This window comes from Gordonia asplenii (genome assembly GCF_012933505.1).
GTDB classification, from domain to species: domain Bacteria; phylum Actinomycetota; class Actinomycetes; order Mycobacteriales; family Mycobacteriaceae; genus Gordonia; species Gordonia asplenii.
This window is the reverse complement of sequence record NZ_JABBNB010000013.1, coordinates 143,936-166,395: the sequence shown is the minus strand read 5'-3', so window position 1 is coordinate 166,395 and position 22,460 is coordinate 143,936. Positions and strand designations below refer to the sequence as shown.

The 22,460-nt window shown below is 67.3% G+C and carries 20 protein-coding genes; 6 read left to right on the top strand and 14 right to left on the bottom strand.

Features of this window, described 5'->3' with window-relative positions; all coding sequences use genetic code 11:
- Positions 1-4: 4 nt before the first annotated feature.
- From glmS to HH308_RS14385, 5 genes are read right to left on the bottom strand one after another with little or no spacing between them, the layout of a single operon-like run.
- Complete coding sequence (glmS, locus tag HH308_RS14405; RefSeq protein ID WP_170194905.1) at positions 5-1,867, bottom strand: glutamine--fructose-6-phosphate transaminase (isomerizing); 1,863 nt, start codon at positions 1,865-1,867, stop codon at positions 5-7.
- Positions 1,868-1,902: 35 nt separating this feature from the next.
- On the bottom strand, positions 1,903-2,817 hold the full coding sequence (locus tag HH308_RS14400; RefSeq protein ID WP_170194904.1) for a dienelactone hydrolase family protein: 915 nt from the start codon (positions 2,815-2,817) through the stop codon (positions 1,903-1,905).
- 5 nt (positions 2,818-2,822) lie between these two features.
- On the bottom strand, positions 2,823-3,083 hold the full coding sequence (locus tag HH308_RS14395; RefSeq protein ID WP_170194903.1) for a hypothetical protein: 261 nt from the start codon (positions 3,081-3,083) through the stop codon (positions 2,823-2,825).
- The gene (locus HH308_RS14390) at positions 3,080-3,766 is read right to left on the bottom strand and encodes a hypothetical protein (protein ID WP_170194902.1); all 687 of its coding nucleotides are present in this window, start codon (positions 3,764-3,766) and stop codon (positions 3,080-3,082) included. Before HH308_RS14390 ends, HH308_RS14395 begins: the two co-directional genes overlap by 4 nt.
- The gene (locus tag HH308_RS14385; protein WP_170194901.1) at positions 3,763-4,044 is read right to left on the bottom strand and encodes a hypothetical protein; all 282 of its coding nucleotides are present in this window, start codon (positions 4,042-4,044) and stop codon (positions 3,763-3,765) included. Before HH308_RS14385 ends, HH308_RS14390 begins: the two co-directional genes overlap by 4 nt.
- 117 nt (positions 4,045-4,161) lie before the next feature.
- Between HH308_RS14385 and HH308_RS14380 the strand changes: the two genes are divergently transcribed.
- From HH308_RS14380 to HH308_RS14370, 3 genes are all read left to right on the top strand, one after another.
- Positions 4,162-4,989 carry an SDR family NAD(P)-dependent oxidoreductase gene (locus tag HH308_RS14380; protein WP_170194925.1) on the top strand — a complete coding sequence of 276 codons (828 nt, stop codon included), beginning with the start codon at positions 4,162-4,164 and terminating at the stop codon, positions 4,987-4,989.
- 163 nt (positions 4,990-5,152) lie between these two features.
- A complete protein-coding gene (locus tag HH308_RS14375) occupies positions 5,153-5,497 on the top strand; it encodes a hypothetical protein (RefSeq protein ID WP_170194900.1) in 345 nt (114 codons plus the stop codon).
- Positions 5,498-5,562: 65 nt separating this feature from the next.
- Positions 5,563-6,021 (top strand): hypothetical protein, encoded by a 459-nt coding sequence (locus HH308_RS14370; RefSeq protein WP_170194899.1) that lies wholly within the window; start codon positions 5,563-5,565, stop codon positions 6,019-6,021.
- A gap of 68 nt (positions 6,022-6,089) precedes the next feature.
- On the opposite strand, the gene HH308_RS14365 is transcribed toward HH308_RS14370, so the two are convergent.
- The 8 genes from HH308_RS14365 to HH308_RS14330 form a co-directional block, all read right to left on the bottom strand.
- Positions 6,090-6,791, bottom strand: coding sequence for an HAD family hydrolase (locus HH308_RS14365; protein WP_170194898.1), 702 nt, complete (start codon positions 6,789-6,791; stop codon positions 6,090-6,092).
- A complete protein-coding gene (glmM, locus tag HH308_RS14360) occupies positions 6,788-8,134 on the bottom strand; it encodes a phosphoglucosamine mutase (RefSeq protein ID WP_170194897.1) in 1,347 nt (448 codons plus the stop codon). Before glmM ends, HH308_RS14365 begins: the two co-directional genes overlap by 4 nt.
- 2 nt (positions 8,135-8,136) lie before the next feature.
- A complete protein-coding gene (rpsI, locus tag HH308_RS30185) occupies positions 8,137-8,691 on the bottom strand; it encodes a 30S ribosomal protein S9 (protein ID WP_170194896.1) in 555 nt (184 codons plus the stop codon).
- Positions 8,688-9,131, bottom strand: coding sequence for a 50S ribosomal protein L13 (gene rplM, locus HH308_RS14350; RefSeq protein WP_170194895.1), 444 nt, complete (start codon positions 9,129-9,131; stop codon positions 8,688-8,690). The genes rpsI and rplM overlap by 4 nt, the downstream gene beginning before the upstream one ends.
- A 175-nt stretch (positions 9,132-9,306) precedes the next feature.
- On the bottom strand, positions 9,307-10,461 hold the full coding sequence (locus HH308_RS14345; RefSeq protein ID WP_170194894.1) for a type VII secretion-associated protein: 1,155 nt from the start codon (positions 10,459-10,461) through the stop codon (positions 9,307-9,309).
- Positions 10,458-14,504, bottom strand: a complete 4,047-nt coding sequence (gene eccCa, locus HH308_RS14340; protein ID WP_170194893.1) for a type VII secretion protein EccCa — start codon at positions 14,502-14,504, stop codon at positions 10,458-10,460. The genes HH308_RS14345 and eccCa overlap by 4 nt, the downstream gene beginning before the upstream one ends.
- A 161-nt stretch (positions 14,505-14,665) precedes the next feature.
- The gene (locus HH308_RS14335; protein WP_170194892.1) at positions 14,666-16,276 is read right to left on the bottom strand and encodes a flavin-containing monooxygenase; all 1,611 of its coding nucleotides are present in this window, start codon (positions 16,274-16,276) and stop codon (positions 14,666-14,668) included.
- A gap of 136 nt (positions 16,277-16,412) precedes the next feature.
- Positions 16,413-17,756, bottom strand: a complete 1,344-nt coding sequence (locus tag HH308_RS14330; RefSeq protein WP_170194891.1) for an alpha/beta hydrolase — start codon at positions 17,754-17,756, stop codon at positions 16,413-16,415.
- A gap of 136 nt (positions 17,757-17,892) precedes the next feature.
- On the opposite strand from HH308_RS14330, the gene eccD reads away from it, so the two are divergent.
- Together eccD and mycP are read left to right on the top strand one after the other, a co-directional pair.
- The gene (eccD, locus tag HH308_RS14325; RefSeq protein ID WP_170194890.1) at positions 17,893-19,413 is read left to right on the top strand and encodes a type VII secretion integral membrane protein EccD; all 1,521 of its coding nucleotides are present in this window, start codon (positions 17,893-17,895) and stop codon (positions 19,411-19,413) included.
- 2 nt (positions 19,414-19,415) lie between these two features.
- Positions 19,416-20,783 carry a type VII secretion-associated serine protease mycosin gene (gene mycP, locus HH308_RS14320; protein WP_170194924.1) on the top strand — a complete coding sequence of 456 codons (1,368 nt, stop codon included), beginning with the start codon at positions 19,416-19,418 and terminating at the stop codon, positions 20,781-20,783.
- 10 nt (positions 20,784-20,793) lie between these two features.
- On the opposite strand, the gene HH308_RS14315 is transcribed toward mycP, so the two are convergent.
- The gene (locus tag HH308_RS14315) at positions 20,794-21,741 is read right to left on the bottom strand and encodes a 4-hydroxy-3-methylbut-2-enyl diphosphate reductase (RefSeq protein WP_170194889.1); all 948 of its coding nucleotides are present in this window, start codon (positions 21,739-21,741) and stop codon (positions 20,794-20,796) included.
- 96 nt (positions 21,742-21,837) lie between these two features.
- On the opposite strand from HH308_RS14315, the gene HH308_RS14310 reads away from it, so the two are divergent.
- Positions 21,838-22,452 (top strand): lipid droplet-associated protein, encoded by a 615-nt coding sequence (locus HH308_RS14310; RefSeq protein WP_170194888.1) that lies wholly within the window; start codon positions 21,838-21,840, stop codon positions 22,450-22,452.
- The last annotated feature ends 8 nt before the right edge of the window (positions 22,453-22,460 follow it).

Here is a 22,460-nt window from a genome sequence, read left to right as displayed (position 1 = left end):
GCGACTATTCGACGGTGACGGACTTGGCCAGGTTCCGCGGCTTGTCGACGTCGTAGCCGCGGGTCGCGGCCACGGTCGCGGCGAAGATCTGCAGCGGTACCGTCGTGACGAGCGGCTGCAGCAGGGTCGGCGTCTTGGGGATCACGATGAGGTGGTCGGCGACCGCCGCGGCGCCCTCGTCGTCGGCCTCGGCGATGACGATCGTCCGCGCCCCGCGTGCCTGGATCTCGCGGATGTTGCTGACCATCTTCGAGTGGAGCACCGCACGTCCCTCGCGCGAGGGCATCACCACGATCACCGGCAGTCCGTCCTCTATGAGGGCGATCGGGCCGTGTTTGAGCTCGCCCGCCGCAAAGCCCTCGGCATGGATGTAGGCGAGTTCTTTGAGCTTGAGGGCGCCTTCGAGGGCGACCGGATAGCCGACATGCCTGCCGATGAACAGCACGGTGTCGGCCTTCGCGAGATCCCGAGCGAGCTCACGCACCGGGTCCATCGTCGTCAGGACGTCGGCGATGACCGCTGACATCTGCTCCATCGCATCGAACTCGCGGGCCACTTCGTCGGCGTACTTGGTGCCGCGGGCCTGCGCGAGCGCCAGGCCGACCAGATACGCCGCCGCGATCTGCGCCAGGAAGCATTTGGTGGAGGCCACACCGATCTCCGGACCCGCGTGCGTGTAGAGGACGGCGTCGGACTCGCGCGGGATCTGCGCACCGTTGGTGTTGCAGATGGCCAGGACACGAGCGTTCTGCTCTTTGGCGTGCCGGACGGCTTCGAGCGTGTCGGCGGTCTCCCCCGACTGTGAGATGGCGACCACCAGCGTCGAGCGGTCCAGAACCGGGTCACGGTAACGGAATTCACTGGCGAGCTCCACCTCGACGGGTATCCGCACCCAGTGCTCGATCGCGTACTTCGCCAGCAGACCGGCGTTGTAGGCGGTGCCGCAGGCGACCACGAAGACCTTGTCGACATCACGCAGGTCCTGATCGGTCAGCCGCTGCTCGTCGAGCACGATCCGCCCGTTCTCCAGGTGTCCCGACAGTGTGCTGGCCAGCGCCTCGGGCTGCTCGGCGATCTCCTTCTCCATGAAGAAGTCGAAGCCGCCCTTCTCGGCCGCGGCCAGATCCCAGTCGATGTGGAACGGTTTGCCGTCGCTGGCGGTGCCGTCGAAGTCGGTGATGGTGTAGGTGTCGGCGGTGATCACGACAACCTGATCCTGCCCGAGTTCCACCGCGTTGCGGGTGTGCTCGATGAACGCGGTGACGTCGGAGCTGACGAACATCTCGCCCTCACCGACGCCGACGACCAGCGGTGTCGAGCGACGTGCCGCGACGATCGTGTCGGGATGATCGGAATGGGTGAAGACCAGGGTGAACGCACCTTCGAGGCGACGCAGCGCGGCGTAGGCGCTCGCCACGAAGTCACCCGCGTACGGTCCGCGCTCATACTCGCGCTCGACGAGATGCACCGCGGTCTCGGTGTCGGTGTCGGACGAGAACTCGATGCCGCCCGCCTCCAGTTCGGCACGCAGCGGAGCGTAGTTCTCGATGATGCCGTTGTGGACGACGGCGAGCTTGCCGTCAGTGCTCACATGCGGGTGCGCGTTGCGGTCGGTCGGCTGCCCGTGCGTCGCCCACCTGGTGTGTCCCATTCCGGTGTGGCCGACGAGCGTGTCCCGGCCGACCGCCGCGATCTGCTTGTCCAGATTCTCCAGCCGACCGGCCTTCTTCTCGACCGTGGTATGGCCGTTGCCGTCCAAAATGGCGACGCCGGCGGAGTCGTAACCCCGGTATTCCATCCGCCGCAATGCTTCGACGACAACATCGAGCGCATCGCGCTGGCCCACGTATCCGACGATTCCACACATAGAAGTTCAGAATACCCGGCGCAGCCGCGCCGAACTCAGTTGGACGCGGGCCTCTTCGGTGCTCTGGCGCCCACGAGTTTGGAGAAATGGTCGCGTTCGTCGGAATCGGGTTCGCTCGGATCGACGTTGCCCACGTCGCCGAGGATCTGCTCCGGGTCGGCGAACGCCTGGTACTCCGGGTCGTCGGCCAGGGTGTTCAGCAGGAATCCGGTCAGCACCGCGCGTACGTGCGCGTGCGTCTTGCGATCGGCACCGTTGAAACCGACCAACGACGCCAGGCCACGCTTCTCCAACAGTCCGCGGTCACTGCCGCCTGCGATGGTGCGCAAAGTCACGTCGCCCCCGAGCGCCCGCGTCAGCGGCAACGCGTTGGCGGTGACCGTGTCGAGTTCGTCGCCTGCGGCGATCACCGTGGTCGGGGCGCTCACCGATCCCGCGGCGGGCAGCAGGATCGACGTCGTCGGAGCCGGGAACACCGCGGCCACCCCGCGGACTTTCGGCGGCCGCTGACCGAGCAGCACCTCGTCGCTCGCGGCGAGCACCGCGGCGCCGGCCCCGAAACCGTGTCCGACCAGTCCGAGCCGGTCCCGGTGGACACTCAAGCCGTCGAAACCCAGTGGCACGTTCGCGACGGCGAGCAACGTGGCCCGCAGGTCGGCGGCCAGCGCGGCGTCGGAGGCGAAGGGCCCTCGTTGCCCGTCGGGCGCCGCGACGACGATGCCCCACGACGCGAGGTGGAACAGGAGGTCACGGTAGCGCGCACTGTCGGCGAGCCAGGCGTGACCGAAGGCCACCGCGGGCAGCCTGGTACCCGATTCGGGTGTGAACACCTGCCCGGGGATCCCGACGAAACCGAGGTCACCCCGCAGCACTCGGTGCCGGCCGCGGCGCGCCAATTGCTTCATCAACGCGGCGGGCGGTTGCGATGGGCCCTTCTTCTTCCCGAACACGGGACTCAGCCTATACGGCCGCCCCGACGATGCGGACTGTCGTGGGCGTACTGCGCGGGAAGAAGAATCTGCGGCGGAAGATCGGCGTAGTCGGCGGCGGCGCAAAGTCGTTCGCGCAGTGCGTGATCGACGTGGTCGTCGGGCGATTGCGACGGCTCGGGCAGATCGCCGGCGGCGCGTCGGGCGGCGTCGAACGCCCGCAGTGCGCCTCGAATGTCCTGCGAATGCCGCCGCGCGACGTCGGCGATCCGCTCGGCCCCGCTCATTGCTCGCCCGCCAATGCGAGATCGCCGGTCGACGTGTGGGCGTCGACGCCGACGAATTCGGCGAGGATGTCGTGCAACGCGGTCCGGCCGAGGCTCGTCGCCTGATCGAAAAGTCGTACCCGGGCGGCGATTTCATCGGCGACGACGTTCGGGCGCAGCGTCCCGCCGGCCAATGCCGACGGAACCGTCGCAACCGGCGTTCCCGCCAGGATCGGATCGCACACGGCGTCGATGGCGCCGAAGACGTTGTGCAGCACTGTTTTCAGCCCGCTGAGTGCGGGTGCGGCGGTAGCGGCGATCGCGGTGAGCGTCGGCAGTCGCCAGCTGCTCGCGCGGGAATGGACGTCGACGGCGGCGAGCGCCGCGTCCGCGGAGCGGCCCTGCCACGACGATGCCAGCGACCGCTGCGCCATCGCATCCTCCGCGTTCTGGAACGACTGATGGGCCGCGACGACGGCGTCGAGGTCGGTCAGGATCCGCCCGATGTCGGCGTCGACGAGGAAGCTGACCGCCCGGCGAATCGCGGCGGTGTCGGGAAAGCCGGCGCCCACCGACGCCGCGATCGGCGCGAGATCACCGAAAGCTGTTATCCGCGAATCGATGTCAGTTGCCTGTGCCGCGAGGTCTGCCGATCCGGTGACGGCGGTGTCGGTCGCCGCGACCAGCACGACGGGAGCGGTCATCGGCCCGACCACTCGTCGGCGTCGACGAGACGCTGGGATGCGACGGCGATGTCGTCGCCGAGGCCCGACGTCGACGACGCGTACCGTGCGAGCTCGTCGGCCGCGGTGGCAGCCGACGCCGCGAACGCCGCGCCGAACGACGCGATCTCCGGATCGACACCCCATTCACCGAAACCCGCGGCACGCAATCGGGTCGCGGCGTCGCGCAGCGCCGCGCCCTGCTCCTGATATGTCGTCGCAATAGCCGAGACGTCCCCGGCGTCGATCCACACGGTCATTGTCCTTAGACGCACGCCGACACCGTTCGGTTCCATCGATCGGGAAGAATCTTCGGCAGGTACCGCGGGTAGGGTGACCGCGTGGCTTTCGGACTCCTCAATTCCCTCGCCGAGCGGATGACCGCCGCCGGTCTGCAACGGTCCTACACGCTGGGCGATCTGACCGACCTGGTCGGCGCGCGATCGCTCGACGGCCGCCGCGTGCTGATCACCGGCGCGTCGTCGGGCGTCGGCGAGGCGACCGCCCACGCGTTCGCCGCGGCGGGCGCGCACGTCACGCTGATCGCGCGGACGGCCGAGACGCTGTCGGCGGTGACCGACGAAATTCGCGAATTCGGCGGTACCGCAGACTATTTCACCGGCGACCTGGCGACCGAGGACGGTGTCGGCGAGCTCGTAGCAGCGATCCGCTCCGCGGGGGTCCCCGACGTCGTGGTCAACAACGCCGGCCGATCCATCCGGCGGCGCGTGCTCGACTCCACCGATCGGCTGCACGATTTTCAGCGCACGATGGCGATCAACTACTTCGGGCCGGTCGGCCTGACCCTTGGACTGCTGCCGGCGATGGTCGAGCGCGGGCACGGACAGTTCATCAACGTCGCCACCTGGGGTGTGGCGAGCGGAGCGATGCCGAAGTTCGCGGCCTACGCGGCGTCGAAGGCCGCTCTGGCGACGTTCGGGCGCAGCCTGGCCGCGGAACTCGACGGCACGGGTGTCGCGATCTCCACGATCTACTTCCCGCTGATCCGGACACCGATGATCGCGCCGACCGCCGACTACGATTCGCAGCCGGCGTTGAGCAGCGACGAGGCGGCCGAGTGGATTCTGCATGCCGCTCGGCACCGACCGCTCGAGGTGCTGCCGCGCTATGCGAAGGTGCTGCGGTCGATCACCGCGTTCTCTGCGTCGACATCGGACGGGCTGGTCGCCAAGTCGTTCATTTGAGCGACGTAGACACCTCGAACCCCCCGGATGACCTGCGCTTATCCGAATAGGGTAGTTCACTACTCACCTCTTGCATCGACTCGAACCCGACAGTTGTGACGTGTCCGGCGAATCCGAAAATTCGCCTGGCACCTCATCATCGGAAACCGAGAAGGAGCAAGTCATGACCTCACGAATCATCGCCATCGTCGGCGCACTCTTCGCTTTCGCCGCCTTGACGCTGGGCGCGGGGAGTGCGTCGGCCGCGCCCGTGTTCATCGCCAAGGGCGGCTACCACAGCGTCACCGTGATCGCGAAGAACGACCGGCCGTACAACATCATGTGCGAGACCTGGGTAGCAGAGAAGAACGCGCAGGGCGACACCTTCACGGTGAACGCACACTCCACCAAGCACACTCGCCTGTCCACCGGCCGCGGCTGGAAAGAGACCTGGCTGCACTGCGGCAAGGGATCGGTCGGCGGCCCCGAAGTGGTCCGCCGCAGCCTCGGGCAGGTCTACGTCTGGTAGCTCCGCGACACTCGCCCAGCAGTGCGCCATCGAAATCGATCGACAAATCCGAAGAGAGAAGTCCAATGCATACCAACACCAAGATCCGTACCACCGTTGCCGCTTTCACCGCCGCGGCCGCCTGCACCGGTCTGTTGACCATCGGCGTCGGGCAGGCATCAGCCCAATCGAATGCCGACATTCTCGCCGGACGAGGCCGCGTGAAGGTCACCGTCACCAACACCATTCCGCTGGTGGGCCTCGACTGCACGGTGATCGTCTCCGGCGCTGGAGTGCGACATCTCAAGGTTGACAAAGCAGCCGGCGGGAATGCCAAGGAATCCACCCTCTTCGAGGGGCTAACCGAAGGAACTCATGGCGTCGGGGTCAACTGCAAATCGACGGCCGTGCCGTCCTGGAAGGTGTTCAACACCTTCAAGAGCGTCAACGTCCAGGCCGCCGACGCTGCGAAGGACGCTCAGGACAAGTTCTGGATGAGCTTGGGAAGTTCGGCGATGGTCAGCGATCCGACGCTGGTTTCCTGACCGAAGCCGTGGGGCGTGTCTCTCGACTCCGGGGGCCACGCCTCCACGGTGGCACCGGCTGAAGAGCACTAGCTCAACGAAAACCCGTGCGCCGCAAGGGCATCGACCAGACCGCGGGGGCGTTCGGCGGTCGGCAGCGGTTCGACGAGCGCGAACGCACAGCCCAGTGCCCGCGACCCGCCGTCGGCTTCCTCGCTGTCGCCGACCATCAGTGTGCGATCCGCTTCGACGCCCAGTGCGTCGATGGCCGCACGAAAGAGCCGCACGTCCGGTTTGATGGCACCGACCTCGTAGGACAGCGCGTAGTAGTCGACCAAGTCACGTAATCCGTAGCGGGCCAGCACATCTCGCAGATCGAATGCGATATTGCTGACCACACCGACGCGAATCCCGATGTCGGACAAGGCTTTCAGCACGTCGACAGTGTCCGGGTAAGGCTGCCACGACGCCGGATCGAGGACCCGCTCGTAGAGCGACTCCGCGTGACCGGGCACCGACAATCCGGACCGCCGCAACATCGCCAAGTACGCACGACGATGCTGGGCCGGATCGAGATCCCGCTGTTTCCAAGCGATTCGCGCATCGTCGGGCAGATCGGCCGGCAGCCCGACCGGTTGCGTCATCCGTCGGACCAATTCGGCCTGGGTGTGAATGTCGATGTCGTCGCCCGACTCGTCGTGCAGATCGGCGAACCATTCGTCGTTCTCAGTGAATCGGAACAGAGTACCGGAGAAGTCGAACAGCACGGCGTCGAAAGTCGACGCCGTCACTTGCTCACCGCGGCGACCACATCGGCGATCCGTTCGGCGGTGCCCCGCGCGGCCTCCGGCGTCGGCGCCTCCACCATCACGCGGACCAACTGTTCAGTCCCCGACGGACGCAGCAGCACCCGGCCGTGATCGCCGAGTTCCGACTCGGCGTCGGCGACCGCCTGCTTGACCGAGATCGCTTGTGCGACAGCATGCTTGTCGGCCACCGACACGTTGATGAGCTCTTGCGGCAGTACCGTCATCACCGATCCGAGATCGGCGAGGCGGCGTCCGCTGCGCGCCATCTGCTCCATCAGCAGCAGTCCGGTCAGCACCCCGTCGCCAGTGGTTCCCGCACCCGGCACCACGATGTGGCCGGACTGTTCACCGCCGAGCGAATAGCCGCCGGCACGCAGTTCCTCCAGCACATACCGGTCGCCGACCGCGGTGGTGCGCAACGTGATTCCGGCGTCGCGCATCGCGATATGCAGTCCGAGGTTGCTCATCACGGTGGCGACGAGCACGTTGTCGATCAGTCGCCCGGCGTCGAACATGGCCGTCGCGAGGATGGCCATGATGATGTCGCCGTCGACGACGGCTCCGGTGGAATCGACGGCCAGACAACGGTCGGCGTCACCGTCGTGGGCGAGGCCGAGGTCGGCGCCGTGTTCGAGAACAGCCGCCTGCAGTTTGCCCAAATGCGTTGAGCCGCAGCCATCGTTGATGTTCAGACCGTCGGGGTCGGAGTAGATCTCGATGACGGTGGCACCGGCCGCGGCGTAGGCCTGCGGGCCCAGCTGCGACGCCGAACCGTTGGCGCAGTCGACCACGACGGTCAGGCCGTCGAGCGGATGCGTGACCTGCTCGGCGAGGTGCGCGAGATAGCGGTGCGCGGCGTCGGGAGCGTCGCGGAGCCGTCCGACGCCTGCCCCGGTGGGGCGCGTGTGGACGGCGTCGCCGGAGAAGACGGTCTCGATCTCGTCCTCGACGGCGTCGTCGAGTTTGTGGCCGCCCGGGCCGAAGATCTTGATGCCGTTGTCGGGCATGGGGTTGTGCGAGGCGGAGATCATCACGCCGAACGCAGCGGAGTAGTCGGCGGTCAGGAAGGCGACCGCGGGGGTCGGCACCACGCCGACCCGGATGGCGTCGATTCCCTCGGCGGCGAGGCCCGCACAGACTGCGGCCTCAAGCATCTCGCCGGACGCACGGGGATCCCGCCCGACGACGACCGGAGGGTGATCGGATGTTCCTGGGGTACCCAGAACCTGTGCGGTGGCCGCGGCCAGGCGCAACGCGATCTCGGGGGTGAGATCGGCGTTGGCCCGGCCACGGACTCCGTCGGTTCCGAAGAGCCGCGAGCCCAAAGTCAGCGCTTGCTGTACTGCGAGGCCTTGCGGGCCTTCTTCAGGCCGTACTTCTTGCGCTCGACGGCACGCGGGTCGCGAGTGAGGAAGCCGGCCTTCTTCAGCGCCGGACGATCCTCCGGAGTGACCTCGATGAGGGCACGGGCGATGGCCAGACGCAATGCGCCGGCCTGCCCCGAGGGGCCGCCACCGGTGAGCTTGGCGAACACGTCGAACGACTCGGTGCGCTCGACGGTGACCAGCGGGGACTTCACGATCTGCTGGTGCACCTTGTTCGGGAAGTAGTTCTCCAGGCTGCGTCCACCGTTGAGGTTGAACTCGCCGGTGCCGGGCACCAGGCGAACGCGGACGATGGCTTCCTTGCGGCGGCCGACGGTCTGGATGGGACGGTCCAGGACGACCGGCTCACGCGGAATCGAAGCCTCGACGACCTCGTCGCCGTACTCCTCGACGCCCTCTTCGACGTACTCGACAGCGTCGTCAGCGGTCTCGTAGCCCTCTTCGACGATCTCCACAGCCTCTTCGACAGCCGCGTCGTTGACGTTTTCCTCGGTCACTGGGACACCTGCTTGATCTCGAAGGGCACGGGGCGCTGTGCCGCGTGGGGGTGGTTGGGGCCTGCGTAGACGTGCAGCTTCTTGGCCTGAGCGCGGCCCAGCTTGGTGTGCGGCAGCATGCCGGTGACGGCGGCCTCGACCAGGCGGTCGGGACGGGTTGCAAGGATCTCACCGACCGAGCGGGACTTCAGGCCACCCGGGTGACCCGAGTGGCGGTAGAGGTGCTTGTCCTCGCGCTTGTTGCCGCTGATCGCGACCTTGTCCGCGTTGATGATGACGACGAAGTCGCCGCCGTCCATGTGCGGTGCGTAGGTGGGCTTGTGCTTGCCACGGAGCAGATTCGCGGTCTGCACGGCGAGGCGGCCAAGCACCACGTCGGTGGCGTCGATGACATGCCACGTACGCGTGATGTCACCGGCCTTCGGGGTGTAGGTAGACACAGTTGATCCTCAACTCTTGTCGATGTGGGTGCTGGTCAGATGCGTTCGGCCAGGCGATTCCCGGCGACCAGTGGGGACCCGGGGCCTGCGTTACCGCCGACTGATCCACCTGGAGGAGTCAGCGGTGCCGGGCACCAGCAATCCAGATTACGGGATCGGGCAGGTCAGGGACAAATCACCGGATGACCGCCGAGGTCACCGCGGCGACGCATTCGGTCTGCATCGACTGGGCCGCAGCTCCCGCCTGACAGCCGATGCTGACCTGCAAGTTCCGTTCGACCAGCACATACCAGGCAATCGGCGATCCCGACGCGGGCGCCTCGCGGTAGCCGATGACTTCCCGTCCGCCGACGCGCATCGACGCGGCGAATTCGCTCACGGCGTCGTCGCCGCGCTGGGCGATCTTGTTGGCGAGGCTGCGGGCCACCGACTCCGGCGTCGAGCCGGTGCGCACCGCCGTCTGCACGACGATGATGCGCCGCCCGTCGTCGCGCCGCAGGAAGACCGCACGTCCGGCGTCTCCCGATGAGTCCGACGCCGATCGCTGCCAGCCGGCCGGTACCTCGACGCTCACCCGCCCGACGTCGACGCGGTACGCGACCGACGGCGTGGGTGCCGGACGTGGATAGACCAGCGCCGCGACCGCCACGATCGCGACGGTCACCGCCGCGGCGACCAGTGCACGTCGACGCCGTGGCCGCGCGGCGACCAACCGCTCCGCAGGTGCAGGCACGGGTACCTCGTCGAGGCGCTGGATGACGCCGGGGTCGGCACCGTAGCGGCACAGCAACTGCGGATCGACGGCGACGATGCGCCCTACCGGCGTCACCTGATGCAGCCACTCGACGACGTCTGCGCATGGATCGTCGACAACGACGATCGACGCGTCGTCGAAGACGGCCGGCCAGCGCTCCGACGTCGGGGCGAGAGCGTACGTCGCTGCGAGTTCCCATCCCGCTGCGGACCGAATCACCTTGTGGAACAACAGTTTCGACGGACCCGGCGCCGACGGGATGGCCAGGCGCTCGACGACGACACAGACCGCACACGCCATGTCGGTGTGGCTTCGAGCGACCGCGATCGCCCTGGGCACCAACGTGATCGGTCGACGCAACCCGGCCAGCGCCTGCCGCAACCGCTGCAGGCGCGGCCGCCCCCACTCGGTCGGCACGGTGATCACCGCCGCGCGCGGAGCGACGCGTTCGATCAGCGCGGTGACCGACCGTTGCCACGCGTCGAACTCGCCCGGCGACGACGCGGCGTCGACCTCCCTGACCAGCGCGTCGGCGGCAAGATCGATGACCGGCGGCAGGTCGACGATCGACGTCATGGCGAGTCGTCTTCGGCTGGCGTGCGGGCGATCTGCACCATCTCCGGCTGCCTGGTCCGAGAGATCAGTTCGCCGCGCCCGGGCACCAGCCGCTGCATCCGCGACTGCCCGACGATGTAACCCTCGTCGCGATCGCCGCTCATCAACAGGGTGTCGGTGGACAGGTCCCGAAGCCGCGCGATGATCGGGTCGTAGAGGGCCCGGCTGACGCCGCCCGAGCGTCGGGCCACAATCAGGTGCAGCCCGATGTCACGGGCGTGCGCCAACAGGTCGAGCAATGCGAGCAACGGATTCTCGACGGCGGTGGCGACCATGTCGTAGTCGTCGACGAGCACATAGACGTCCGGGCCGTTCCACCAGCTGCGCTCACGCAGCTGAGCGGGCGTCACATCGTCGGCGGGCAGCCGCGACGTACAGATCGCGGCGAGCTCGCCGAGCATCGCCGACGCCGATCCCGCGGCGCTGGCGTAGCCGGCGACGTGATCGCCGTCGATGAGTCCCAGCATGGTGCGGCGATAGTCGATGATCACCAACTTCACCTGTGCCGCAGTGGCATTGGCGACGAGACCGGTGGCGATGGTGCGCAGCAGGGTCGTCTTACCGTGTTCGACGTCGGCGAAGGCGACGAAATGCGGCTGGGTGGTGAAGTCGAGAACGACTGGCTGCAGCGCCGATTCGCCGATTCCGATCGCAACCCGGTTGGGGCCCAGCACCATTCGCGAGTCTCGTACAGCCTGATCGAGCGCGGCCGCGTCGACGTTGTTGCCGAGCATCCGAATCCGCGGCGCCCGGGCGTCGCCGTAGAGATCACGCAGCGCCCGCACTCCGGCGGCGATGCCGGAACCGAGTTCGGTGACATCGGGATCGGCGTCGAATCGGGGCAGTGCGGTCAAGGTGTGCAGTTCGCCGCCGGTGATCCCGCGACCGGGCCGGTTGGCGGGCACCAGAAGTGCTGCGCGCCTGCTGATCTCGGAATCCATGGCATCGCCGAGTTTGAGTTCGATGCGGGTGCCGAGCATGTCCTTCATCGCCGGCCGGATCTCTGCCCACCGCGAAGCGGTGACGATGACGTGGACGCCGTACGAGAGTCCCTCGGCCGCAATCGATGCCACCGCGTCGTCGAGGACCTCCCACTCGTTGCGCAACACGCCCACGCCGTCGAAGACGAGGAACACGTCGCCGAACGGATCGTCGGCGGTCTCGGTGGCACCCGCGGCGCGCCGGGCCCGGTAGTCACGCATGGATTCGATGCCGTGGGCGGCGAAGCGCTGCTCCCGATCACGCATCACCGTCGTGAGCTCGGCCACTGTGCGACGCACCGCGTCGGAGTCGGTCCTCGACGCCACCGACCCGACGTGTGGCAGCCCGGCGAGGGAGGCGAGCGTTCCACCGCCGAAATCGAGGCAGTAGAACTGGATTTGGTCGGGACTGTGCGTCGCGGCGGCTGACATCATGAGCGATCGAATCGCGACCGACTTGCCCGCTTGCGGTCCGCCGACGACGGCGACATTGCCGGCAGCGCCGGACAAGTCGACCAGCAGCGGGTCGCGTCGCTGATCGTAGGGCCGATCGACGACGCCGAGCACCACGCGCAGCGAAGCCACCCCGGTCGCGATCGAGCCGGGCCGCACGCCGAGTTGGTCGAGGGTCGGCGGTTCGTCGAGCGGCGGCAGCCACACCTGGTGGGCGGCGGCGCCACGGCCGATCATGGCGCCGACCAGGGTTTCGAGGATCGACGGGCCGACGGGTCGGTTCTGTGCGGGTGCCGACGGCTGTTCGAGTCTGCCTGAATCAGTTGTGCCAGAAGCTAATCGGCCGACCTGCGCACTCGACTCGGTCCCGCGTGCGGACGTGACCGGAAGTGCGGTGAAGGTGAGGATCTCGACTCGTTCCCGCAGCGCGCTCGGCAGCCCGGCCGGAGTCTGCGCCGCCGCCCGCTGCGGCACGTAGGGTCCAGACACGTAGCCGGCCTTGAACCGCTGAAGCTGCGCCGAATCTGACTTGAGGTATGCCGATCCCGGATCGCTGGGGAGATGGTAGGCATCCGGAACCCCGAGGACCGACCGCGATTCGTGCGCGGAGAACGTCTTCAGACCGATCCGGTAGGACAGGTGTGAATCCAAGCCACGAAGTTTGCCCTCCTCCAGCCGCTGCGAGGCCAGCAGAAGGTGGATGTGCAACGATCGGCCCAATCGACCGATAGCGACGAACAACTCCGCGAAATCGGGCTTCTGCGAAAGCAATTCGGAGAATTCGTCGACGACGATGAACAACGCGGGCAGCGGCGGCAGTGCCGCTCCCGCGGCGCGGGCCCGCTCGTACTCGCCGACGTTGGCGAAGTTGCCTGCCGCGCGCAATACTTCCTGTCTGCGGTTCATCTCACCGGAGAGTGCGTCGCGCATGCGGTCGACCATCTCCAGTTCCTGTTCCAGGTTGGTGATGACCGCCGCGACGTGGGGCGCTGCGTCGAGGCCGAGAAACGTTGCACCGCCTTTGAAGTCGACCAGAACGAGGTTCAGCTCGGTGGGCGCGTGGGTGGTGATCAAGGCGACGACGAGTGTCCGCAGAAATTCCGATTTTCCTGAGCCGGTGGCGCCTATGCACAGTCCGTGCGGCCCCATGCCGCCTTCGGCGCTCTCTTTGATGTCGAGCTCGATCGGCGCGCCCTCGGGTGTGCAGCCGATCGGTACCCGCAACCGGTCCTTGGCGCTGCGGCCGCGCCAGAACGCTTCTGGCGCATAGGTTCCGGCGTCGGCGATCCCCAGCAGGTCGAGGAGATCCGGAATCACGTCGACGGGATCGGCGTCGAGGTCGATGAGCGCGTTGGTGCGCGCGAGGTGAAACCGTGCCAGTTTGCGGGCGAGCGCCTCGGCGTCGGCGATCGACAGTGCGTCGGCGTCGGCGAACTCCTCCAGCCCCGATGCGCTTCGCGCGGCGATCCTGTTGTGCCGCAGTACCAATTGAATGCCGCGGCGGACCGTCGGCCCGACGTCGGGGTCAGCGAGGTCGATGACGGTGACGCCGTCGGTGCCCGCATCGTTGATGAGACGCTCGTGGCCGCCGACATAGCCGTCGTCGAGGACGACGACGAGATGCGGCGTGGTGTGTACCGGCGCAGACCGGCTGAATCGGCTCCGCACATTCAGCTCGTCGGCGAGCGCGTCCTCGAGCTCGGCCAAGCCGTGCCAGATCATGCGCTCGGATCCCAGCGCGTCGCGCCTGCTCGGATGACCCACGTGCGGAAGCCATTTGGCCCAGTCCCAGCATTCGGCGAGCGGATCGCGGGTCACGATCGCAACCCGCAGAACATCGGGTGCGTGGAAGGTGCACAGCTCGATGAGCATGGCGCGCACCAGTTCCCGCGCCTGCGAGCGCGCACCCGCGATGCCGATGGTCGCGAAACCGCGCAGCGAGACCGCCGTCGGGAGCCGGTGCACCACCGAGTGGGTCCGGACGAACCGGCGCAGCGCCACCATCGACACCGGTTCCAGATCTTCCGGCGGCCCGGTCTCCGGCGGATTGAGACGGGTGGCCAACCGCTGCGACCCGACGCCGATGCGGACGTGCCCGAAGTCGGGGTCGGCGTCGGTGCGCTCCCACATCCGCCTGCTGCCGATCACCTCGACCAGCGCCCGCGGATCGGGATGCGCCCAGGTCAGGTTGGCACGTTGCGCACGTTTGGTGTCCCGGACGTCGGCTCGCAGTTGCCCGAGATAGCGGAAGTAGTCTTTGCGATCCTCGTTCAGTTCGGCGGCGGGCTTGGCGCCGCTGCGGTTACCCGCGAACATGCCGAACATCGACATCAGCATCATCATCGGAAACATCAGGAACAGCGGATTGCTGAGCAGGTTGCGTCCGCCCGTCACGAACATCAGGGCGATCATTCCCACGACCGCGATCACCATCACCGCGGGCAGCAACTTGAGCAGCGCATTGCCCGGCACCGCACGTGGAACATCCGGTGGCGCAGCGACATTCACCTCGCCGGCGGGTGCACGCGGCACCGCGACGCGTGGCCGTCGAACATACCCCTGAGTTGCCATGATCTCCCCCAGACGATCTCCCCGGACCGCCCTGGCAGCCACCCGACGGTGAAGACATTGTTACGCCAAACGCGACGATCGGTGTCCGGTTTGCGTCAACTCGACTCCGAACGTCCCCGGCGGCCGGGTGGCCGTCGGGTTTGCTGCGACGTCCGAGAGCGTCAGGCGACCTTGACGCGGGTGCGACGGTCGCGGGCCGCGCGCGGCGGTACCGGCGAGCTGTGCTTGGTGATGTTGAACGCCGACATGTTGTCACCCTTGGCCAGCCGCTTCATCCGCCACCATTCGAGCCACTGGTTGGTCTGCCGCGCCATCGGAGTGTCACCGTGGCGATCGATGTAGTACGTATTGGCGGTCGCGCAGTTGCCCTGGAACAGGATGCTTCCCTTGCGGGCCAGTCGGTTGTTCTTCTCGAAGTCCTTGCGCTGGGCCTCCGGGTCTGCCTCGATACGGTTCGCGCCGCGTTCACGGACCACCTTCAAGGCGGTGACGATGTTGGTCACCTCGATCTCGATCATCGCGATGATCGAGCCGGCGAACGAGCCGTGCGGGCCGAAGACCAGAAAGAAGTTCGGGAAACCGTTGACGGCGATGCCCTTGACGCCCTGATGGCGATTGACATCCCAGAAGTGGCGTAGTTCCTTGCCGTCGAGTCCGTGCGTCGGGAAGGTCGGCATGGTGTCTTTGCCGAACGGCTGCTGTCCGGTCGCGCAGATCAGCACGTCGATCGGATGCTCCACGCCGTCGGCGGTCACGATGCCGTGCTCGGTGATCTTGGTGATCGAGCTGGTCACCAGCTCGACGTTGTCCCGGTTGAACATCGGATAGTACGAGTTCGACCATGCGGGCCGCTTGCAGCCGAGTTCGTAATCCGGGGTCAGCGCGGCGCGCCACTCCGGATTGTCGACCTTCGCGATGTTGGCCTTACCCAGCTTCTCCAGGTGGTGTATCACGGGCTTGATCTGCCAGTAGTGCGTGAACGCGCGATGGAACAGCATGGCGTAGAGCCCCATCACGATCAGGCGGATGGTCAGCTGCACACCGGGGACGCGGTCGAGCAGGAATCTGACGGGCTTCGAGTACTCATGATCCTCGCCGGGCTTGGGCGAGACCCAGATCGGGGTGCGCTGGAAGACACTCAGCTTCCCGGCGACCTTCGCCAACTCGGGCGCCAACTGGATGCAGGTCGCGCCGGTGCCGATGATCGCGATGCGCTTGCCGGACATGTCGTAGTCGTCGGGCCACTCGGTGGTGTGGACCAACTCGCCTCGGAAGGTCTCGATGCCTTCGAATTTCGGCCAGTTCGCCGTACTCGTCAGGCCGGTGCCGCTGATCACGTACCTCGAGCGGTGGACCGAGCCGTCGGCGAAGCACGTGGTCCAGACGTTGTCGGCGTCGTCGAACCGGGCCTCGACGACTGTCTTGTTGTAGCGCAGATGCGACGTCAGGCCATACTTCCGGGCAGTGTTCTGTGCGTATTTGAGCACGTCGGGCTGCGGCGCCCATGGCCCTTTCCAGCCGACGCGGTGCTCGAAGGAGTAGCTGTAGCCGATCGACGGCACGTCGACCTCCAGCCCCGGGTAGTGGTTCTGCCGCCAGGTACCGCCGACGTCGTCGGCGCGCTCGACGATGACGAAGTCGGAGAATCCCGCCTCCAGCAGCTTGATACCGGCGCATATTCCGGAGAAGCCCGCACCCACGACCAGGATTTCGCTCCAGGTCTCGGCAGTCGACGCCGGCTCGTCTTTCACTTTCGTTGCCGTTGTGGTCATCGATCCCATCTCTTTCAACTCCACGCGCCGCCTTACGACGACGCAGTGACCATGTGACGTTAAGTCACAACTAACTGACACTGTGTCAGAGAATACTCCTGTTACTGATTGATTGACAAGTGCTTGAGAGCGAGAGTTACCGCGAAGCAGAAGCGCCGACGATCACCGACCGTGGAGCGACGTTCGCCTCCACGGTGGTCGCCTCCGCTGGAGTGGTCGCCTCGGTCGCGGCGACGTTACGCCGCGTCGCGCGGTGCCATTCCAGCCAGCGTTCGATCGCAGAAACCACCTGTACGCTGCGCACCGAGTTGAAGGTGTCGAAGCCGTGGTCGGCCAGCGGCGGCTCCAGGTAGGTCACGACACCCTGGCTGACCTGCCGCAGTTTGTCGGCGAACGCGCGTCCCTGGGTGACGTCGACGATGTGGTCCTTGCCGCCGTGGACGACGAAGAAGTCGGGCGCGTCGGCCGTCACCCGAAGCAGCGGCGACGCAAGCTCGAAAGGTTCCGGCTCGGTGGCGGGATCACGCATCAGGACATGAGGCCCGAGGAAGGTGTCACGGTGAGCAAGGGTCAGCTCGTCGCCGGTCACCCCCGCCATGTCGTGCAGGCCGTAGACCGGGACACACGCGTCGAGGCTGGTGTCGGCGCCCTCGAACCCGGGCTGGAACTCAGGGTCGCCGGGCGTCAGTGCGGTCAGTGCGATGAGGTGTCCGCCTGCGGATCCACCGGTGCCCGCGATGTAGGTCGAATCGCCGCCGTAGCCGGCAATGTTCGCCTTGACCCACGTCAACGCTTCTTTGACATCGATGATCTGCGCGGGGAACGGATTCTTGGGTGCCAGTCGATAGTTGACCGCGACCACCACCCAGCCGCGCTGAACCATCCGGTTGATCAGGACCTTGCTTTCCATGAACTTGTCACCGATGGTCCACGCACCACCGTGCACCTGGAACAGCACCGGGGCCGCGGCGTCGACCGGCATACCCTTGCGTCGGTAGATGTCGAGTTTGGTGAGTCCGTCTCCGGGCCGATAGTTGATGTTGCGGATCACTTCGACGTTCCGGCCGATCGATCGGAACGGGCGTATCAACTGTGCGAGGGAGACGTTCTCGCGACCGAGCCCGTCCGGAAGAGCATGGCGGTAGTCCTCGCCGAGCGATGAGACCAGTGATTCCTCAGCCCGCTTGCCGGTTCCGGCGGCGACGGCCGTGAGGTAGCCGAGGCCGGCGACCGTGCCGGCCGCGAGTGCCAGCGACGTCTTCGACGCCTCGCCGCGCACGACGGCCCGCGCGGTGTCCGCGGCCGTCAACGCCAGCAATTGGGGCGCCAATTCGCCGGTCGGCCAGCCGACCGCGAATCCGAGCATGCCTTGGGTGGACCAACCGTAGACCGATCCGAGGCGGCCGGTGTAGCCGCCCATCGGCTCCAACGCGTTGGCGGTGAGTAGTGCGGTGATGATGCGGCGTCGTAAGAATCCCATGTCATGAGCTTACCGATTGATCAGTAACATGGAAAGGGTTGATGTGGCGACTTTGTTTCGCCAATCGCCACGATCGGTGTCCGGTTTGCGTTAACTTGACCCGACACACTTTTCGGTGGGGAGGTCGAAGAGAATCATGTCTGTTGTCCATCCGGTCCTGCACGGCGTCGACGACGCCGCGCTGGCTCCCGACATCGCTCGCGTGTCGATTCTCGGCGGGCACACGCAACTCGACGTCGGGCTGCCCGCACAGATTCCGATCGCAGCCTTGCTGCCGAGCCTCATCGCACAGATTCAGTCACGAAATCCGTTGCCCGACAGACCCGTTTCACCCGACGTCGATGATGACGACGAGCTGATCGGAGCGCTCCCCGACCCGCGACACTGGACACTCGCGCCCCTCGGCTGCGATCCGCTGCCGACCGGGGAGACCCTGTTCGACGCCGGGGTGCGCGACGGAGATCTGCTCGCCCTGCGGCCGGTGCGAGTCGGCGACTCACCGGTCCTGTTCGACGACGTCGTCGACGCACTCGCCGAGCTCAGCACGGCCCGCTTCGGTGCCTGGTCGTCGCGCGCCGCCGCGCAAGTGGGCTACGCGGTAGCGCTGGCAGCGAGTTCGCTCGCGGCGCTGGCGCTCGTCGTCGGGCATTTCACCCCCGACCGGCCATGGTGGCCCGCGCTCCTCGGCGCCCCCGTCACCACTGCCCTGCTCGTGTCAGCGGCCCTCGTGCACCGCTATCGATCCGACTCCGCGACGGTGGCCGTGCTCTCCTGGGCGGCACTGATCTTCGCCGCGGCGGGCGGTGCGGCGGTGAGTCCGGCTAACGCATCGGCAACGACCGTTGTGCTCAGTGCCGCAAGCGTTCTGGTGGTCGCGGCAGTGTCCTACCGGGCGTTCGGATGCAGTCCGACCGTCCACAGTGCGGTGACCACGGCGACCATCGTCGTCGGATCCGCGGCGCTGTGCCAGGTGTTCGTCGGCAGCGTCGCCGCGGTGGCCGCTGTCGTCGCCGCGGTGGGAGTCGCGACGGTGTTCGCCGCTCCGCGAGCGACCTCGGTGCTGGCGAAGCTGCCGTTGCCGACCGTACCGACCGCGGGCGATCCGATCGACGCCGACGACGACGTGGCGCCGCCCGCGATCGACGGGATCGGGGCGGTGGGCGCGGTCACGCTGCCGGAAGTCGATTCGCTGGCGGCGCGCGCCGGGGTGGCCCAGGCCTACCTGACCGGAATCTCGGTGGGCGGAGCCGTCGTCGCGGCCGGCGGTGCGGTGATCGCAGCGAGCCCCTGGTCGGGTTTCGATGCGCGTGGCTGCGGTTATGCCGGGGTGATCGCGGCGGTCCTGGTACTTCGTGGGCGCTCACACACCGACCTCACCCAGGCATGCGCGCTGATCCTGTCCGGTGCCGCAACGGTCGTCGCGATGCTCGCCGGATTGCTCTGCACCGCGCCCCCGACGTCGACGCTAGCGCTCTTCGGTTGTGCGGCAGCTCTTTTCGGAGCTGCGATGGTGTTCGGCGTCGTCGCGCCGCAGCATGACTTCTCGCCGGTCGCGCGCAGATTCGCCGAACTCGTCGAGTACGCGCTGGTGGTTACGATTGTTCCGCTGCTGCTGTGGCTGCTCGACCTGTATCAGATCGTTCGATCGCTGCGGTGATCCTGGTGCGCGCCTTGATCTTTCGCTTGAGCATCGTCGTAGTAGCCGCGCTGCTGTCGACGACGGGATCACCCGCGGCGGCGTTGACGCGACCCAGCGTCGACGGTGTACCGCCGGCCCGCGATGCCGCGCCCGCGCCGTCGGAGCCGGCCGAGCAGCGCAGCCTGTGTGCGGTCCCCACCGCGGTCGGGCGGGTGGCCGCGCCTGCCGCGTCGGTGTTGTTGAACCTCCCGGCCGCATGGCAATTCAGCCGGGGCCGGGGACAGACCGTGGCGGTCATCGACACCGGCGTGACGCCGCACCCCCGTCTTCCGCGGTTGCGCGCCGGCGGCGACTATGTGTCGAACGGCGACGGCCTGTCCGACTGCGACGCACACGGAACCGTCGTCGCCGGAATCATCGCTGCCACAACGAGTTCCGCCGACTCGTACGGCGGTGTCGCACCGGAGTCGACGGTGTTGTCGATTCGGCAGTCGAGTGGCGCGTACGCGTCGAAGACGAGTCGGCGCGACGAGCCGACGCTCGGCGGCGGGGTCGGCACGGTGCGCACGCTGGCGTCGGCCGTGATGCGCGCGGTGGAGCTCGGCGCCACCGTCATCAACATCTCCGAGGTGGCCTGCGCGCGGGATGCGCGGTCGTTGAACGACGCCGCGCTCGGCGCGGCGGTCAAATACGCCTACGACCACAACGTCGTGGTGGTGGCGGCAGCCGGAAATCTGTCGTCGAGCGGCGCGTGCCGCGAACAGAACCCGGCGTCGATACCGGGCCGCGAATGGGACTCGGTCGTCACCGTGGCCAGTCCCGCGTGGTTCGCGCCGTACGTGCTGACGGTCGGTTCCGTCGACTCGGCATCGGGCGCGCCCAGCGGCTTCAGCCTGCACGGCCCGTGGGTGTCGGTGGCCGCTCCCGGCACCGACATCGTCGGGCTGAGCTCGCTGCGGCGAGGGCCGACGCTGATCAACGCGCTACAGTCCGACGACGGTCCGGTCCCGATCAACGGAACGAGTTTCGCGGCTCCGTACGTAGCGGGCACCGTTGCGCTGGTAAGGGCTCGATTCCCCGAGCTGACCGCGGCGCAGGTGATGGCCCGCATCACCGCGACCGCACACGCGGCAGGCGGCGTGGACGACCAGGTCGGTGCCGGCGTCGTCGATCCGGTAGCCGCGCTGACGAATGTGCTGCCCGACGAATCGTCGGGTGCGCCGAGCAGGCGGCCGATCGCGGCACCGTCGACGCCGACGCCCGAGGACCCGTGGCTTCGACGGTCCGCGCTGATCGGTGCGGGTGCCGCGGTCTGTCTGGTGTTGGCGATCGTCGGTCTCGCATTACCGCATCGTCGGGTCCGGCGGTTGGGCCAGGACGAGTTCTGACCCGCGTCGGCTACCCGCGCGCGGGGCGCAGTTCGCGCGGCAGGGCGAAGGTCAGTGTCTCGTTGGCGGTGGTCACCGTGTCGACGTCGCCGAAACCGTGCTCGGCGAGCAGATCGACGACGCCGCGGACCAATACCTCGGGCACCGAGGCCCCCGAGGTCACCCCGACCGTCGTGACGCCGTCGAGCCACGCCGCGTCGATCTCGCGGGCGTAGTCGACGAGATAGGACGCATCCGCGCCGTTCTGCAGCGCGACCTCGACCAGACGCTGCGAATTGGACGAGTTCTGCGAGCCCACGACGATCACCAGTTCGCAGTGCGGTGCCATCGCTTTGACCGCGACCTGCCGGTTCTGAGTGGCGTAGCAGATGTCGTCGCTCGGCGGATCCTGCAACTGCGGGAATTTCTGGCGCAGACGGTTGACGGTCTCCATGGTCTCGTCGACCGACAGCGTGGTCTGCGAAAGCCACACCAGAGGTGCGCCGTCACGCACGACGACGTCGTCGACGTGGTCGGGACCGTCGACCAGCTGAATGTGTTCGGGAGCCTCGCCCGCGGTGCCTTCGACCTCTTCGTGACCCTCGTGGCCGATGAGCAGGATGTCGAAGTCGTCGCGTGCGAAGCGCTTGGCTTCCTGATGCACCTTGGTGACCAGCGGGCAGGTCGCGTCGATGGTCCGCAGGCTGCGGGCCGCCGCCGTTTTGTGCACCTCGGGTGAAACGCCGTGGGCGGAGAACACCACCAGCGCGCCCTCGGGTACCTCGTCGGTCTCGCCGACGAACACCGCGCCACGCTCGGTCAGCGTGTCGACGACGTGGCGGTTGTGGACGATCTCCTTGCGGACGTAAACCGGTGCGCCGTGCTTGTCGAGCGCCCGTTCGACGGTCTCCACCGCGCGATCGACACCGGCGCAGTAGCCACGCGGTTGCGCCAGCAGGACACGTTTGTGCTCAGACATGCCTCCCACGATACGTGCCGATCCGGACTATCGGCGCATCAGCGCGGGCAGGGCCGTCGGTTGGCTCTGTCACACACTAATGGCAGAGTTGAGACCATGATCCGTCCTCCGTATGGCGCCCGCGTCGCCGCAGGCCTGCTCGTCACCGCACTCGAAGAGACGCGGAAGCTGCCGACCTACGCGGTGACCTTCCCGATGACCGCGGTCAGTCAGGCCCTGCAGGCCGGCATGCGGCTGCAACAGAACGTCGCCGAACTGGCGATCAAGGGCGACGCCGTCTTCGACAGCCTCTTCAACCAGGCCGAGGAACAGCCGAGCTGGGCGGTCTTCGACGAGGACGAGCAGATCGAGTCCGCACCCGCGGTCGTCACCATTCCCAGGTCGGTGACGGCCGCACCCAGGGATTCGGCACCCGAGGATGCGTCCCCGGCCCCCAGCGGCCGCTTCGCGCTCTACAGTTCGACGCCCGACGACGTGGTCTCCTCGACCACCGCGCCGACCGCGACGTCGACGACCGACGCCGCCCCGTCCGAGGGAATCATCGCCGACCTCGACTACGACTCGATGACCCTGGCCCAATTGCGTGCCAAGATTCGCGGCATCGATCTCGACGACCTGCGCATCCTCGCCGAACACGAGAAGGCCAACCGCGCCCGCACGCCGTTTCTGACAATGCTGGAGAACCGGATCACCGCCAAGTCCGACAAGTAGCCCGCGCC

Excerpts from the sequence above, each read along its gene's own strand:
- glmS (WP_170194905.1), bottom strand. The coding sequence starts at position 1,867 with ATGTGTGGAATCGTCGGATACGTGGGCCAGCGCGATGCGCTCGATGTT.
- HH308_RS14395 (WP_170194903.1), bottom strand. The coding sequence starts at position 3,083 with ATGAGCGGGGCCGAGCGGATCGCCGACGTCGCGCGGCGGCATTCGCAG.
- HH308_RS14390 (WP_170194902.1), bottom strand. The coding sequence starts at position 3,766 with ATGACCGCTCCCGTCGTGCTGGTCGCGGCGACCGACACCGCCGTCACC.
- HH308_RS14385 (WP_170194901.1), bottom strand. The coding sequence starts at position 4,044 with ATGACCGTGTGGATCGACGCCGGGGACGTCTCGGCTATTGCGACGACA.
- HH308_RS14380 (WP_170194925.1), top strand. The coding sequence starts at position 4,162 with ATGACCGCCGCCGGTCTGCAACGGTCCTACACGCTGGGCGATCTGACC.
- HH308_RS14375 (WP_170194900.1), top strand. The coding sequence starts at position 5,153 with ATGACCTCACGAATCATCGCCATCGTCGGCGCACTCTTCGCTTTCGCC.
- HH308_RS14370 (WP_170194899.1), top strand. The coding sequence starts at position 5,563 with ATGCATACCAACACCAAGATCCGTACCACCGTTGCCGCTTTCACCGCC.
- HH308_RS14345 (WP_170194894.1), bottom strand. The coding sequence starts at position 10,461 with ATGACGTCGATCGTCGACCTGCCGCCGGTCATCGATCTTGCCGCCGAC.
- eccCa (WP_170194893.1), bottom strand. The coding sequence starts at position 14,504 with ATGGCAACTCAGGGGTATGTTCGACGGCCACGCGTCGCGGTGCCGCGT.
- HH308_RS14335 (WP_170194892.1), bottom strand. The coding sequence starts at position 16,276 with ATGACCACAACGGCAACGAAAGTGAAAGACGAGCCGGCGTCGACTGCC.
- HH308_RS14330 (WP_170194891.1), bottom strand. The coding sequence starts at position 17,756 with ATGGGATTCTTACGACGCCGCATCATCACCGCACTACTCACCGCCAAC.
- eccD (WP_170194890.1), top strand. The coding sequence starts at position 17,893 with ATGTCTGTTGTCCATCCGGTCCTGCACGGCGTCGACGACGCCGCGCTG.
- HH308_RS14315 (WP_170194889.1), bottom strand. The coding sequence starts at position 21,741 with ATGTCTGAGCACAAACGTGTCCTGCTGGCGCAACCGCGTGGCTACTGC.
- HH308_RS14310 (WP_170194888.1), top strand. The coding sequence starts at position 21,838 with ATGATCCGTCCTCCGTATGGCGCCCGCGTCGCCGCAGGCCTGCTCGTC.